Origin of the sequence: Eisenbergiella sp. OF01-20 (assembly GCF_003478085.1) — a bacterium.
GTDB lineage: Bacteria > Bacillota > Clostridia > Lachnospirales > Lachnospiraceae > Eisenbergiella.
Genome location: NZ_QUES01000031.1, coordinates 1 through 13,848, shown reverse-complemented (window position 1 = coordinate 13,848; position 13,848 = coordinate 1). Strand labels below are relative to the sequence as shown.

General features: G+C 56.9%; 16 protein-coding genes and 1 pseudogene. All 17 read right to left on the bottom strand.

Going from position 1 to position 13,848, the window contains the following annotated elements; genetic code table 11:
• Nucleotides 1-76: 76 nt before the first annotated feature.
• Nucleotides 77-424: a plasmid mobilization protein gene (locus tag DXA36_RS24890; protein WP_022512589.1), complete on the bottom strand. Its 348-nt coding sequence runs from the start codon at nt 422-424 to the stop codon at nt 77-79.
• Nucleotides 421-585: a hypothetical protein gene (locus DXA36_RS33120; RefSeq protein ID WP_182479258.1), complete on the bottom strand. Its 165-nt coding sequence runs from the start codon at nt 583-585 to the stop codon at nt 421-423. The genes DXA36_RS24890 and DXA36_RS33120 overlap by 4 nt, the downstream gene beginning before the upstream one ends.
• Before the next feature lie 10 nt (nt 586-595).
• Nucleotides 596-1,357, bottom strand: a complete 762-nt coding sequence (locus tag DXA36_RS24885; RefSeq protein ID WP_118682131.1) for a hypothetical protein — start codon at nt 1,355-1,357, stop codon at nt 596-598.
• 199 nt (nt 1,358-1,556) lie between these two features.
• Nucleotides 1,557-1,910: a cysteine-rich VLP domain-containing protein gene (locus DXA36_RS24875; RefSeq protein WP_118682129.1), complete on the bottom strand. Its 354-nt coding sequence runs from the start codon at nt 1,908-1,910 to the stop codon at nt 1,557-1,559.
• Between the two features lie 4 nt (nt 1,911-1,914).
• Complete coding sequence (locus tag DXA36_RS33115; RefSeq protein ID WP_182479257.1) at nt 1,915-2,091, bottom strand: hypothetical protein; 177 nt, start codon at nt 2,089-2,091, stop codon at nt 1,915-1,917.
• Entirely contained in the window at nt 2,088-2,867 is a 780-nt protein-coding gene (locus DXA36_RS24870) for a DUF4366 domain-containing protein (RefSeq protein WP_118682128.1), read from the bottom strand. The genes DXA36_RS33115 and DXA36_RS24870 overlap by 4 nt, the downstream gene beginning before the upstream one ends.
• Nucleotides 2,867-3,121, bottom strand: coding sequence for a DUF4315 family protein (locus tag DXA36_RS24865; RefSeq protein WP_118682127.1), 255 nt, complete (start codon nt 3,119-3,121; stop codon nt 2,867-2,869). Before DXA36_RS24865 ends, DXA36_RS24870 begins: the two co-directional genes overlap by 1 nt.
• A gap of 209 nt (nt 3,122-3,330) precedes the next feature.
• Nucleotides 3,331-5,127 carry a reverse transcriptase domain-containing protein gene (locus tag DXA36_RS24860; RefSeq protein WP_118682126.1) on the bottom strand — a complete coding sequence of 599 codons (1,797 nt, stop codon included), beginning with the start codon at nt 5,125-5,127 and terminating at the stop codon, nt 3,331-3,333.
• A 625-nt stretch (nt 5,128-5,752) separates the two neighbouring features.
• Nucleotides 5,753-7,456 (bottom strand): C40 family peptidase, encoded by a 1,704-nt coding sequence (locus tag DXA36_RS24850; protein WP_118682125.1) that lies wholly within the window; start codon nt 7,454-7,456, stop codon nt 5,753-5,755.
• Nucleotides 7,437-9,806 carry a VirB4-like conjugal transfer ATPase, CD1110 family gene (locus tag DXA36_RS24845; protein WP_334295106.1) on the bottom strand — a complete coding sequence of 790 codons (2,370 nt, stop codon included), beginning with the start codon at nt 9,804-9,806 and terminating at the stop codon, nt 7,437-7,439. Before DXA36_RS24845 ends, DXA36_RS24850 begins: the two co-directional genes overlap by 20 nt.
• The gene (locus tag DXA36_RS24840; RefSeq protein WP_082419229.1) at nt 9,754-10,149 is read right to left on the bottom strand and encodes a PrgI family protein; all 396 of its coding nucleotides are present in this window, start codon (nt 10,147-10,149) and stop codon (nt 9,754-9,756) included. The genes DXA36_RS24845 and DXA36_RS24840 overlap by 53 nt, the downstream gene beginning before the upstream one ends.
• Before the next feature lie 2 nt (nt 10,150-10,151).
• Nucleotides 10,152-10,730, bottom strand: coding sequence for an MT-A70 family methyltransferase (locus DXA36_RS24835; RefSeq protein ID WP_118682124.1), 579 nt, complete (start codon nt 10,728-10,730; stop codon nt 10,152-10,154).
• Nucleotides 10,731-10,732: 2 nt separating this feature from the next.
• Nucleotides 10,733-11,527 carry a DNA-methyltransferase gene (locus DXA36_RS24830; protein ID WP_118682123.1) on the bottom strand — a complete coding sequence of 265 codons (795 nt, stop codon included), beginning with the start codon at nt 11,525-11,527 and terminating at the stop codon, nt 10,733-10,735.
• On the bottom strand, nt 11,517-12,083 hold the full coding sequence (locus DXA36_RS24825) for a septation protein SpoVG family protein (RefSeq protein WP_087232226.1): 567 nt from the start codon (nt 12,081-12,083) through the stop codon (nt 11,517-11,519). Before DXA36_RS24825 ends, DXA36_RS24830 begins: the two co-directional genes overlap by 11 nt.
• A 14-nt stretch (nt 12,084-12,097) precedes the next feature.
• Nucleotides 12,098-12,964: a VirB6/TrbL-like conjugal transfer protein, CD1112 family gene (locus DXA36_RS24820; protein WP_118682122.1), complete on the bottom strand. Its 867-nt coding sequence runs from the start codon at nt 12,962-12,964 to the stop codon at nt 12,098-12,100.
• A gap of 11 nt (nt 12,965-12,975) precedes the next feature.
• Nucleotides 12,976-13,056 (bottom strand): annotated as a pseudogene (locus tag DXA36_RS24815) (Maff2 family mobile element protein); the annotation flags it as partial.
• A gap of 90 nt (nt 13,057-13,146) precedes the next feature.
• Nucleotides 13,147-13,848, bottom strand: a 702-nt coding sequence (locus tag DXA36_RS24810) for a recombinase zinc beta ribbon domain-containing protein (RefSeq protein ID WP_118682121.1), incomplete at its 5' end; no start/stop codon positions are given.

Here is a 13,848-nt window from a genome sequence, read left to right as displayed (position 1 = left end):
TCGGCTATCCCCACCTCTGGATAAAATGTCCAGAAGTCGAGATAGCCGGGGAACGGCAAAACCGCTCCCCGGCAGGTCAAAGCCGCACGATGGCGGAGAGCTTTTCCAGCAGATCGGAAAGGGGCCGCCACAGCTTTTCATAGTCCCGCTGGAGGGCCGTGATCTCCTCCGGGTAAATGCCGCCGTAGGTGTTGGCCTGGATCGCCACCTGGTTTAGATTGTTGGAGCACCGCCGCTGGAGCGACACCAGCTCCTGGACGGGTGACAGGTCAACATGGAGCACATAGCCATTGAGGGCCATTTTCCGCATATAGGCCCCCATATTGCGGATGCCCGCCTCGGCCATGCGCTCCCGGATCAACGCCAGCTCCTCCTCGGACACCATCACATGGAGATGGATGGGGCGGCGGCGTTTCTTTGTCACCGCTCCTCCCGTTCCAGGCTCCGGCAAACGCGGGGCGGCTCCTTTACCTTGTCCAGCGCCTTTTCCCGTTCCAGTGGCTGGGCGGGGATCGGCGTATTGAATACCCCGGAGATCCGCAGGGCCTCCTGGTTGGCAAAATCCTGTTCACGCTTCTTTTCCATAACAGTCCTCCTATCTGTCGCCCCGGTCAGGGGCTTTCTTTTTGGGGCCGTCCGGGGCCCGGTGCTCCTGGGCCTCCCGCTGGGCCGCTTTCAGTTGCTCCGCAATCGGGGGCTGGCGTTTGGCCTCCTTATGGGCCCGCGCCGCCTCCTGGCGTTCAATGCTGCGGACGCGGACGGCCAGTTGCTCCGGGGTGATGTATTCTTTCACCACATAACTGCCGAAGTCCGGGTAAAACCAGGTCAGCCGCTCTTGATCCGGGATGCGGTGAGCGTCCTCCCATTTTCCCACCACCTGGGCCTGGGCATCCATCTGCCGCCGAATATCCAGGTTATTGCGGGAGGGCCGGAGCTCATAGTCCTGCATTTCCCGTTCCGTCAGGGGATGGGCATAGGTGATGGCTCCCCACGCCTGGAACGCCTCACCCGTCACTTGCTGGCGGGTAAAGTATAAATCCATGTGGACAGGGCGGTTAAAGTAGCTGTTCGGGTAGGTGCCGATGTCGATAGGCCGCTGGGTGGAGTAGTACAGATAGGTTTCCTTGTCCGGGGCCTGCTCCACTTCCTGCACATGGTAACGCCGCTGGTAGTCCTCGGCCCGGTTGAGTAAGTCCCGTTCCGCCATATCCGGCTCATTCATGTAGTGGCCCCAAAAGTAATCCCGGTGGCCGTCCTGCTCATTGAACCGCCACGTCACAAAGGGATTAGGGGCCCTGCTGTTTTCCCCCAGGGCAAAGCCGCATTGATTGTCAAACAGGATTGTGCGGCGGATCACATAGCCTTGATTTTCCTCCAGAATAACACCTCCTTAAATGCCCCGCACCTCTGGACAAAGTGTCCAGAAGCGGCGGGGATAGATGTGGAAAGCATTTGAGCAAAACAGAGGTAAGCCATAGAAAGATACAGCCCACCCCCGAAAGGGCCCCGGAAAGCCTTGATACAAGTGGGGTTTCCGGGGCCTAATTTTCCACACATCACCTCCGTTTTTTTCGCATATAGTCCCGCTTTTGCCGCCGCAGGGCGATCCGGGCGCAGGACTCGGAACAGTAGGCCATGCGTCCATCAGCGGGGACAGACCCGCCGCAGATGGGACAGGGCTTAAACTCCGGCCTGGGCCCCTCGGTCAAGAGGGCCGCCTCCAGCGCCGGATCAAGGGGCAGGACGGCCTCCTGGAAATAGCGGCAGTATGCGCCTGTCCAACACTTCCCGAACATATAGCACTCGCACTCCAGAGGCAGACACCCGTATTCCTTGTCGTAGTTGGCGCACCACTTTGTTACCAGGGTGCGGATTTTCTTCTTTTCCTCGCGTGTCAGTTCACGGGCCAAGCCGTCACCTCCCGCCAGCCGGGGCTTTCAAAAGCTCCCGGTAGCAGGACACACAGCCGATGCCCCGCCAGTAGGGGCACCCGGAGCACCGGGAGCCCCTGGGCGCTTTGGGGATAGACGGTGCCTGGGGGCGGGGCTTCTGCTTCATCATTTTTTCAAAGGGGCTGTCGGTAAACTTCATTTGTCCGCCTCCTCTCCGTTATCGTCCTCCTCGTCCCAGGGCGGGCCGTCATCGTCCTCGTCCCCGTAGCCGTCCGGCCCGTCATAGTCCGGGAGCTCGTCGCCATAGTCCTCCTGGGGCTCGGCGGCTTTCTGCTGTTTGGGGCGCAGAACCTTGAAATAGAACGCCGCGCCGCCGCCCACTAAGGCCACGGCCAGCACCGCCAGGAGCATCCCCGTATTGCCGCCCGTTTCCGGCCCGGCCTCCTCCGGGGCGGGCTCCTCGGTTTCCACGGGCTCCGGCTCCACGCCCACGCATTTTTCCATATTGACTGAGCAGACCGCGCACTCCGTATTCACGGCACCCGCCGCGCATTTTTCAGAGCAGGAGCAGACCGCCTGCTCCACCCCGGCGGCCTCGGCTGCGGCCAGCAGATCGGCCTCGTCTACCACGCTGAAGAAGTAGGTTTCATACTGCTCGCCCTCCTCGTCCACGGGCTTGTCGTAGTCAATGACAATGTAAAAGGTGTTCCCGCCCGCCGTCTGCACCGTGATAAATTGCTTGTTGGTGTGCTCGTCATAGAGCAGATCGCGGGTCACAAGGTTGCCCTCTTCGGAAAAGCCCTCGCCCGGTTCGATGGTGGGTTCCGGCTCCGGGGCCGGGGTTTCCTCGGTCATGGTGGGATCGCCATAGTCCGCGCCCTCGCCGCCGTCCGCATAGGCATAGGCCGGGATGCTAAATCCGCATAAAAGAACGGCGGCACAAAGCGCCGCCGCCATCACCCGAAAGCGTTTCATTATTCGTTTTCCTCCTTTCCGCCGTCCCCGGACTTCTGGACACTTTGTCCAGAAGTGCCGTCACGGAGCCGCTGGAGCACCAGGGGGAGCTCCTCCAGGGAAATGCTCATGCCCCGCACGATGTCCACGATCTCGCTGTTTTCGGCCTCCTGCTTGTTCTTTTCCAGCTCTTTGAGCCGGGCCTGCTGTTCGCTGATTTTGGCCTTGACCTTATCAATCTCGGCCTGGATTTTCTGGCTTTTGCTTACCGCCATAGATACCTCCTTGTCAGGGTAAACGCCCGTAGGCGTAAAAATGAGATTGCCAGTAGCTTGTATTTAAGTTTGCGTATTGGATGGGGTAGAGTAGGAAAGCGCCGCCTTACCGCCTTTCGGCGGCAGGTTTGCGCAGTCCTCTCTCAGAACCGGGCATGCACCTCTCAATGCACCCGGCTCGCCGTTGTATTGCTCCATTACAATCAAACTCAAAATCCATGATGAATCATCTGATGGCAATCATGACAAACCACCAGAGTCTTCCTTTTCTTTGCTATCATCACCACTTCCCAAGGCTCTTTTCCCCTTAGGTTCTTCACCTTGTTTACATGGTGTACTTCATATTTCCTATCGTTCCCCTCGTGACCGCACAGCTCACAGCGGCAGGCTTTCAGCCTGCTGTCGATTGTTGTTTTGCTTGTAGCGATTATTTTTACGATTTTGGGCTCAACATCTTCGCATTTCTTCCCGTCAATCTCATTGAATTTTGTCAGGTAGCGAATCTTCTTACCTTTCTTCGTCTCGTAGGGGATACCCCAACGCTTGGCACCGGTGCGATACTTGTTATATATTTTCGACAGCTTGCATCTGTGTTTCCACGCTAAGGTTTTCAAGCAACTGTATTCCATCAGGTAGCTGAAGTAGTTCAAACTGCGGTAATTACTCGCAAGGAAGTAGTAATTGCATAATCCGCGGAACTCCGCATCATACGTTGTTACAATCTCCAAGTCCGTATTTCTGGTCAGAGCCACTCTTGCCACAGGTTCAAGTTTTCCATTGTCTTCCCTTTGACGAACAACGCCATGTGAGAAAAGATACTTCTCAATCTTGTCCTTTAATGGAATCAGCAGTTCAACGGTATTGTTCAAGGTTCTTTGCTTGCAGTTCTTCCACGGTTTAACCGTTTGGTCACGGCGTACACGCACATCATATCCAAGAAAGCGTGCAGATTCATTGCTGTGGGTGATAAGCGTCTTTTCCTGGCTGAGTTCCATTCTCAGCGTTCCTCGGATAAACTCCGTTAGTTGTGCTTTTATCCACTCACAATCCTCTTTGCTGCCGTTTACTGCAATCAGAAAATCATCAGCATACCGCACATACTTTAGCTTTTTGTCATTGCAGAGTTTTGCCGGGGTTTTACGTAATTCCTTCCCCAACTCCTCATACTGTGCAATCAGCTGATTCCGCTCCTCGCCCGCCTGACGGCGATTGATTTTTGCCCGGGTATTGGCTCTCTTTTGTTGAAGAGCCTTGTATTCCGGGGTAAGCGTGTACGGTGTTTTTACGTCAAAGGATTCCTTAAGCGTTTCCACAAACTTGTCCAACTCATTCAGATAGATATTGGCAAGGATAGGCGAAATGATACCGCCCTGCGGACAACCGCTATAGGTTCCGTAATACTTCCAGTCCTCCATATATCCGGCCTTGAGAAAGACACGAATCAGATTCAGGAAGCGTACATCCTTGATTTTTCTGCCGATAATCTCCAACAACACCGTATGGTCAATGTTGTCAAAGCAGCCCTTGATATCGCCCTCGACAAACCACTTGGCACCGACAAACTCGTGCTTCAGCTGTGACAGTGCTGTATGACAGCTCCGTCCGGGGCGAAAACCGTGTGAGAAATCCGAGAAGATTGGCTCATACACCGCTTGCAAAATCATGCGGATAACATCCTGAATCAGCTTATCCGAAAAGGTGGGTAATCCTAATGGACGCATCTTTCCGTTGGCTTTCTTGATGTAAGTTCGCCTGACCGGGTTCGGTGTATAGGTGCCGTTCTTCAAAGATTCTATGATTCGGGTTACATAGTCTTCATTGAAGCCGTCCGCTGTGTCTTCGTTGACTCCCTTAGTTGCCGCGCCGTTATTGGCGTAAAGGTTCTGATACGCAACATAGTAGATGTCAGGGCGAAGCGTATATCGAAACAGCTTCGTGAATACTTCGTCATGATTTTTAACTGAGTTCTCCTGTAACTTGGTTAAAATCTCAATTGTTGGTTTCATTGAGGCTTTCCTCCCTAATCAATGTCGATTTTAATTCGCTCAAACTGTCCTCCTTCGCCATGTGAACGGCTTTCCCGTTCTCGGACTACTACGAGGACTCCGTTGCCATGTCAGATTTTCAGTGTCATTCCTCTTGGCAAAGCCTTGAGGTTTATCCCGTTTTTTGACGGATTACACATAGCCCAAACGGGCATTCTGATTTAGGCAATCCCCAGTTTGCGGAAGTAGTAGGCTGTGTGAATTCTCGGATGTGCTTTCGTTTCTTTAAGACCGGTTCTCCGGCTTGCCGTGCATCGTTTTGATAACCTGCCGAATGGAGACCCTATCCGGCATTCGATAACGTGTCAGGGGGCAACCCTCCCTTTCACCGTCTGCACCATAGGTTTCAGGTAAATTTCCTATGCCTACACTGAACAGAGGCTCGAAACTCGCATTCAACAAATCCAGTTTCATCCTTATATTCACTTACTCTTGCGGTTCAGTCGCATCCGATTACCTTTAGATGATTTACCGCTTTCCTGTCGTGCTCTGTTCCCGTTACACCTTTCGGCTCATCGGTAAGACAGGTGAGTTCTCGGGTTATCTTCCGAGGTAGTGCCTTGTTTCATCTCTCCTTTCTCTACTTCTACTTCCGCCCTGCTGGGCGCACATCTCCACAGTGGATCATCATCCCGTCCCCCACATAGATGCCACAGTGGGACACGCCCGCCGTGTCATAGGTGCCGACAAAGAACACCAGATCGCCGGGCTTTGGATTGCTGGTAGGGGTACAGATGTTATAGAGCCCCTGGGCTCCCAGGCGGCCCACATTCCAGCCGGAGTGATTGATCACCCAGGACACGAAGCCGGAGCAGTCAAAGGACGTGGCCGGAGAGCTCCCGCCCCACACATAGGGATAGCCCAGGTATTTCTCCGCCTCGGTGAGCATGGCCGCAAAGGTTTCATCGTCCAGATATTCCCCCGGCACATCATATCCGGCGGGCGGGTTGGTAACGTATTTCCCCACATAGGCCGACTCCGGGAACAGGTCAGGCCGGTTCCCCAGGGTAGACATATAGAGGGAATACCGGGACATCTGCTCCTCGTTCATCAGTTCCAGGGGCAGATGGGACAGGTTGCGGTTTTCCAGCGTGACATAACAGATATAGTAATTGTAGGGCACCTCTACCGTGTAGGAGTTGCCCTCGCTGTCCGTCCGGCTTTCCGTCCGATAGCGCACCTCAACCACCACATCCTCGGTGAGAATGTACTGGCGGTCAAAGAGGGTTTCCAGCGTCCCCTGCACCTGATCCAGCGTCCATGCCCCCTCATGGAGCACAGACAGGATAGAGATCAGCACATAGGGATCGTGCTCAATGCTGTCCAAGTCGAAGTGGTACTCGTCATAGTCGTGGGTGCTTTCGTAGCTGTCCAGGTAGTCCTGGAGCTCCGCCTCCATGCCACAGTAGGCCGCCTCCGCCGCCAGCATTTCCTCGTCCTGGGATGGGTAGGTAGTCGCGCCCACCGCGCCCGCCCCAGCGTTGCCAAGCGTCACCAGGGAGGACGAACAGGACTGCATCATAAAGAGCAGGAGCACACAGGCCAGGGCCAGCACCACCCCCACGGGATGCCGCTTCACAAAGCCTACCGCCTTTGCCCCGGCCTTTTCTGTGGCGGCGGCTGTCTTTTTCGCCGCGCCTGCCGCCCCGGTCTTGACCGCCTCCCGCGCCCGCTTCTGGTACTGCTTTTTCAAGCGGTGCCTGCGCCACATCCGGGAAACCGGGTTGCCGGACATTTCCGGGTGCTCCTGGGCGGCCATGCGGAAGTGATAGTCCGCCGTGGCCTTGACATATTTGGACTCGGCCCGCTGAACGGCCTTTGCCGGGTGTTCCCGGCCTTTCCGCTTCACAAACCGGGAGCCATGCCGCAGGGCGGCCTCGCCCACCAGCTCGGAGCGGTGGGCCCCCTCGATGCCCACGTTTTCCTGCTCGTTTTCGTAAATCTTTCCATGCACAAAGCCGTGAACGGTGCCGCCAGCGGCGCGGCCCACCCGCCGGACGGGGCCCGGCTTTTTCGGGGGCTTCTGTTTTGCCAGCTTGCCCCTGGCCGCCTCCAGCTTTTCCCCGCGCTTTTCCATACGGAGCTTAGACGCGGCGGCCTGCTCCTGCTTGCTTTTCTGCCGGAACTTTGACTTGTGGACACTTTGTCCAGAAGTGTCCTCCGTCCCGGCACCGCCTGGGGAGCCGCCCCCAGCGTCCCCGGAAGAAGCGCCGCCGGGATCGGCGGGCTCCTCCCAGGAGCCGGGGCGCTCCCTGGGCTCCTGTTGGGGTTTATTCGGTTTTCGCTTCATTCTTCAAATCCTCCGGGCGGGTAGTGAGCAGGTTATAGATCTCGCCTTTGGGGAACCGATCCACAAAGGGGATGGTCACATCGCCATAGAACAGCAGGCCCTCGCCGGAATTGGAGTGGGTGATGTAGGAGAGCTGATGCTCGGAAATGCCGAGCTGTTTCGCCAAAATCGCCCGGTCACTTTGGGCCTGGGACAACAGGATCATAAAATCGGTGTTGTCCAGAATGGCCTCGATCTCCCGGCTGGCCAAAAGGTCTTTGACGTTCTGCGTTAAAGCTGAGGGGACACAGCCCTTTTTGCGGAGCATCTTCCACACGGCCACAAAGTAGCTGGCGGTGAGCGCGTCCCGGAGCAGGATGTGGAACTCGTCAAAGTAGCACCAGGTAGAAACGCCGTTGTGGAAATTCACATTGACCGCCGATGTTACAAAGTCGTTGGTAACGTGCATGGCGATCTTGCGGAGGTTTTCTCCCAGCCCTTTGAGGACGATGCAGACAATATGCGCCGTCAGTTTTACGTTGGTCTGGTGGTTGAACAGGTTAAGGGAGCCCGTACAGTAGAGCTCCAGGGCGGTTGCCACCCGGCGGGCCTCCGGCTCCGGCTGTTTGAGAAGCTCCTCGTACAAGTCCTGGAGCAAGGGCGGCTTGCCGTCCCCCAGGCCCAGGGCCATGTCCCGGTAAATGAGCCGTACACAGCGGTCAATCACCGTCTTTTCGATAGGTTGCAAACCGTCCTTGCCGCCCACTACCAACTCGCACAGGGACAACAAAAAATCCGCTTTCATGGAAAGCGGACTTTCGTCATCGTCCAGATCAAGCTGGATGTCCATAGGGTTGATATGGCTGGGGGAGCCGGGCGCGATTTCCACCACCTGGCCGCCCAGCCTACGCACCAGCGGGGCATATTCCCCCATCGGATCGACAATGATAATGCGGTCTTTTGGGATAGCGAGAAACACGTTGATGATCTCACGCTTTGCGGCGAAGCTCTTGCCGGAGCCCGTGGAGCCGAGATACAGTCCGTTGGCCGATTTCAGCTTTTTGCGGTCAGCCATGATGACGTTGTGGGAAAGGGCGTTCATGCCGTAGTAGAGGGACGGCCCGGCCATCCGCAGCTCCCTGGTCATAAATGGGATAAAGATCGCCGTGGAGCTGGTAGTCATGCCCCGCTGGATCTCCACCTCGTTATATCCCAGGGCCAGAGAGGACACAAAGCCCTGCTCCTGTTGCCAGTCCAGCCGCTTCAAAGCGCAGTTGTATTTCTGCGCGATGCCGCCCACCGTGAACACATCGTTTTCCAGCCGCTGGCGGGTGGGCGCGATATTGATCACCGTAAACGTCAAGAGGAACATCCGCTCGTTGCGGGACTGCAGATCGGCCAGGAGCTCCGCCGCGTCCTTGCTAAACGTAATCAGGTCAGGGGGCAGGATGTCGGGATCGTACCCGGCCCGCACCGCTTTCCGCTGTTCCTCCACCTTCATTTTGCCGATGTCGGAGAGCTTGCCCTTGATGGTCTTAATGGCCTTGAGCTGATCCACCGTCTGAATATGGAGCGTAACCGTCATTTCCGCATCCAGCTCCAGGATCTCCGCCAGGAGCTTGTCAGAGAGCTCGGACGCCAAAATCTGCAAGTAGGACGCCGCGCCCCAGTATTGGCCGATACGGAACGTCCGGGACTGCCGGAAGTCGAAGCTGTCCGGCGCGATATAGTCCTTTGTGCCGAGCCCGGTTTTGGGGATGTCCTGCCAGGAGAAGCGGAACGGCTCCCGGTTGCCGGGGTGCATCTGGCCGTGGAGCAGGGCCAGCCGCGCCTGCCCGTCCATCGGGACAGAGGGAACGCCCAGCCGTTTGAGGTTGCCTGTCACGTCGGCCTCCACCCGTTCCAGGCGGGGGCGGGCCTCCGCGATCCCCTCGGCGGGCAGGCCGAACGTGATGTATTTTGACCGCTCGATGCCGTTGTTGCTTTTGGCGATCTGGCTTTTTAACATTCCCGTGAACTCCGCCCGGATGCTGTCATAGTCATCCTGCGCCGGGGGAATGTTCACCTTGTACTTGCTCCGGGAACGGGAGCGGCGGTTGATAAAGGAGAGCTGGAACGGCAGGGAGCTGTCAAAGTAATTGAGGAACGAGCTCCATCCGCTGAAAATCGCCGTCTGATCTTCGGTAGATGCCACGGAATAATTGATGTCCTCATATTCCACGGTTTTCGTGTAGAGCCCGCCGGGGAGCTGGCACACCCCGTCCGGGTGCATCACCAGATAGGGGATCGTCTGCTGGGCGGAGAGCGCCGCTTTCCGTTTAGCGGCCTTTCCGGGGCCGCGCTTTGGGCTTTTTGCGTTCTGCAATCGCATCCTCCTTTCTCACAGCGCCCCGCTGGGTGAACGGGGCATAGATATTTTCCGTCTGGTAGGGCCTCACCCCAGGCCGCAGGAACTTTGCCCGCAGGACGTTCCGCACCACCTTTTCAAAGGGGAGCCCGTCTTTTTCGTACATCGCCAGCAGGAACGCCGGGAGCGCCACTCCCATCATCAGGAACATGGCCCCGGTGTTGCCGATGGCGCTCCGGGCCAGCAGGTAGGACGGGATGCCCACCGCCGCCGCGATCCCGAAGCACACAAGCTGGCGTTTCGTCAGGTTAAAGGCAAGTTTGGTCTTGATTTTGGATAAGTCGTTGGGGACATTTACATAGGGAATTTTTAATCACTCCTTTCCGGCCCGGCCACCTCTGGACACTTTGTCCAGAAGTCCGGGATCGTGCTTTCCACCTCATTCCCCCACACGTCCCAGCCGGGCGGGGACTGTCTTGCGAACAGTTCCACCCTGGGCACATCGCCCATGAGGGCTACAATCTTTTCACGGGCCTCCTCCGGCTTGCGGCTGTGCTCCTGGATTGGGGAAATGATAAACTGGTGGACGTTTGCCGCCTGCCGTTTCGGGTGTCCCCGTGTTGCCAGCAGGCAGACTTCCGCGTTGCCCCGCGTCCAGAAGCCCAGGCCGTAGAACCAGCCCTCGGACTTGCGGTTTTTCTTCAGCCAGACGAAAGCAACGCTTTTGTAAGTGAAGCCCCACGCCTTGATGAGCCGCAGGGCCTCCGGGAGCTGCGGGAACGTAGCCCACAAAAAAAGCACGCTGTCCGGGGCCGCCAGATCCGCCACCGGGAGCGTGCATAACTCGTCAATCCCCATTGTGGGGTAGTGTTTTTCCGCCGCCCCCTGCAAGCCCTTTTGAGCATACCGCCAGGGGGGATCGGCATAGATTACAGAATATTTCCCGATAGTTACACTCCTTTCTCCCCGGCCTCCACCGCCGCGCCCGCCACGCGGATGCGTTCACTGGCGGCGGCATAGTAGGCCGGGACGGTTTCAAAACAGAGGAAGCGGCGGCCCGTGTTGAGGGCGGCCACCGCCGTTGTGCCGGAGCCCGCGCAGATGTCCGCCACCAGCTCGCCTGGCCGGGTATAGGTCTTGATGAAATACTCACACAGGGCCACCGGCTTTTGCGTAGGGTGGACGGTGTGCTGGACGGTGGGGAACGTGAGCACATTCCCCGGAAAGCGCAGGCCGTCCTCCGAGCCGCCCGTGGTACGGACGAATTTTCCATAGTTCGGGCTGTCCCCGTTGTTTGTCAAGCTCCGCTTGTAGGGCTTGCCCTGTTCAAACTGCGGGTTGTAAAGAGGGAGCTTCTGATAGAATACAAGGATGTTCTCCGTCTTTTTCAGCGGGGCGCGGCGGGCATTGAGAAAGCCCGTAGAGCGGCTTTTGTACCATACCCACTCATAACGGAGCATGGACAGGTTGGATGCCCCCAGCACTTTGTCATAGGGGCACTGCGCGAAAAACAGGATCGCGCCATCCGGCTTGACCGCCCATTTCACCGCCTCCCACAGCTCCGGGAGCGGCAGGGGCACATCCCAAAAGTTCCGGGTTGTGCCGTAGGGCGGATCGGTTAAGAGCATATCCACAGAATGGCGGGGCAGAGAGCGCAGGCCCTCGATGCCATCCTTGAGGAACAGCCCCTCTGAGAGTTCCGGGGACTTCTGGACACTTTGTCCAGAGGTGCCCTTATCGGTCATCCCTGGCCTCCTTGCCCTTTGCCGGGGCAGGCCGGGCGGCGTTTTCCTTTGCGGCCTCCTTTGCCGCATTTGCCATCTGCTCCCGGATCGGCTTCGGGCGCAGGGCCTCGGCGCGGGCAATCAGCTTTTCCACAGCCACGTTATAGCCGTCTGCCGCCGCCGCGCTCAGCCGCTCCTGCAAGGCCCGGTTTGTCACCCGCGCTGTGGAGCGGTAGCCTGTCCGGGTTGTGGGATCGGGCTTGCTGGGTTCTCCCAGGAAAATCCCGTTTTTCCCGTTGACTACCTTAAAATCGTCAATCACGATGCCGCCAATATTCACGCTGGCAAAGCCGATCAGCTTGCCCTGGGGCTCAATAGGCCGCACCGAAACTTCAATAGGCACCTCGGCGGCCTCCAGGTTCTTTTCCACCCGGAGCTGTACGGCCTCGTCAATGGAAATGCCCTGGGCGTCCGCCAGCTCCTGGATGGGCGCTTCAAAAATCAGGCGGCGCATTTCCGCCATCGCCGCCTCGTCCATAACGGGGGCCCCTTGTGCCGCTGTCTGCATATTCGCCATAAAATCAAACCTCCTTAGTGCGCGCTAAAGATGCTGCGCGCTATCGTCCCGGTTTTGAACAGCATGAAGCAGAGCAAAACCGTATAGCCCACGGTGCCCCAGATCGCCCCGATGGGATCTCCGCCCGTGGCAATTCCCTGGATCAGCACCGCATAGATTGCAACGCACACCAGAATGAGCATCCCCTGGAAGCCCACGGCAAAGAGGGAGCGCAGATAGTTCTGCCCCATCTGTCCCACCTCCCGGTGAGAGATTGTCGCCATAGGGATCGGGGCCAAACTGGTGAGCAAATATATTTCCAGCATCCTCCCATAGACCAGAACGAAAATGACGATGCCCAGCGCCCACATGGTAACGCCGATAATCGAGGACTGGAGCCACAGGCCGAGAAGCGGCCCTAAATCCATCCCCTCCAGGGTGGTTTCCAGCTCCGTAATCATATCCGGCGTGATGTCCGTGGAGCCCTGGATGAGCCCTCCGGCCTGGGCAATCACCGTCTGCGACACGTCAAAGACGGCCATCACAATATCAAAAGTATTCGAGAGAATGAAGATGGCACAAGCCGTTTTGAACATCCATTTGTAGATATTCGCCACGTCAAACTCGTGCATATTGTTCTTTTCCAAAAGCATTTGGATGAGCTCATAGGTGGCAACAAAGGTCAGTACCAGCCCGGCAATCGGTAAAATCACCGTTTCGGAAAGCTGGCGGATGAGGGAAAATACCCCGGCGTTCCACGCCGCCGGGGTAGTCCCCACCTGTACCGCGATCTCTCCGACTTGGGTATTGACGTAATCAAAGAGCCCCTCCAGGTTCCCCATGATCCCGCCAATCAACAGCTCTTTGAGCCAGTCCGTGAGCCAGTCGGTGAGAAACTCCATAGGCCGTTACCTTAGAACAGGCCGCTCAGCAGAGGGATCAGGGTGGTGCCCAGCAGGATGATGCCGCCGCCCGCCATGAGCTGTTTTATACCCAATTAGGTGTAAAACTCTGCTCGATGGCGGGCGGCGGCGTACAAAAAATTTATATGGTGTTGTTAAGAGAACCGTCCCGGCGGGACAGGTCAGGCAGTGACCTGTTCCACCTCCGGGATGGGTTTGAGATTAAAATGAATTTCGATAGAAATGTGTCTTGTTTTATCTTCGTCAATGCGCTCATGCACGACGATTTCTTTGATTAAGCGGTTAAGGGTAGCTGCGTCCAACTCTGTGATGTTGGCGTATTCCTGAATGGCTTCCACCCATTGTTTTGCGTCATTGGCAAGCTGGACTTCATCGGACAGCCGCTTTCTGCCCTCGGACACTTTTGTTTTAAGCTCCGTCTGCTCGGTCTGTGTCTTTTCCAGCATGGTGCTGAAATTCTGCTCACTGATACGCCCTGCAATCATATCCTCATAAAGCCGCATTACCATTTTGTCCAGAACCTCAATCCGTTCCTCGTCCCTTGTAAGGGAGCGTTCCATTGCTTCCCGCTGTTCCCGCTGCTCTGCTTCACAGGTATTGGTCAGGCGGTCGGCAACCGCTTCCCCGTCCATCAGGGCAGCTCTGGCACATTCCCGGATTTTCCGCAGCACATGGCTGTAAAGGGTGTCATAATCAATCCGGTGCTGGGTGCAGTGGTTCTTTCCAAAGGCATTGTAGGTTTTGCAGGAGTAAATCTGCTGGGGATGTTTTGCGTTTGTGTAGCGTATCGTCAGCGACTTCCCACACTCACCGCATTTTATCAGTCCGGCAAACAGGCTGATTTCATTGGTCTGCCCCGGACG

Bases quoted from the DNA above. Each gene is read 5' to 3' on its own strand.
- DXA36_RS33120 (WP_182479258.1), bottom strand. From the start codon at position 585: ATGGAAAAGAAGCGTGAACAGGATTTTGCCAACCAGGAGGCCCTGCGG.
- DXA36_RS24825 (WP_087232226.1), bottom strand. From the start codon at position 12,083: ATGGCGAATATGCAGACAGCGGCACAAGGGGCCCCCGTTATGGACGAG.
- DXA36_RS24870 (WP_118682128.1), bottom strand. From the start codon at position 2,867: ATGAAACGCTTTCGGGTGATGGCGGCGGCGCTTTGTGCCGCCGTTCTT.
- DXA36_RS24850 (WP_118682125.1), bottom strand. From the start codon at position 7,456: ATGAAGCGAAAACCGAATAAACCCCAACAGGAGCCCAGGGAGCGCCCC.
- DXA36_RS33115 (WP_182479257.1), bottom strand. From the start codon at position 2,091: ATGAAGTTTACCGACAGCCCCTTTGAAAAAATGATGAAGCAGAAGCCC.
- DXA36_RS24845 (WP_334295106.1), bottom strand. From the start codon at position 9,806: ATGCGATTGCAGAACGCAAAAAGCCCAAAGCGCGGCCCCGGAAAGGCC.
- DXA36_RS24830 (WP_118682123.1), bottom strand. From the start codon at position 11,527: ATGACCGATAAGGGCACCTCTGGACAAAGTGTCCAGAAGTCCCCGGAA.
- DXA36_RS24820 (WP_118682122.1), bottom strand. From the start codon at position 12,964: ATGGAGTTTCTCACCGACTGGCTCACGGACTGGCTCAAAGAGCTGTTG.
- DXA36_RS24865 (WP_118682127.1), bottom strand. From the start codon at position 3,121: ATGGCGGTAAGCAAAAGCCAGAAAATCCAGGCCGAGATTGATAAGGTC.
- DXA36_RS24860 (WP_118682126.1), bottom strand. From the start codon at position 5,127: ATGAAACCAACAATTGAGATTTTAACCAAGTTACAGGAGAACTCAGTT.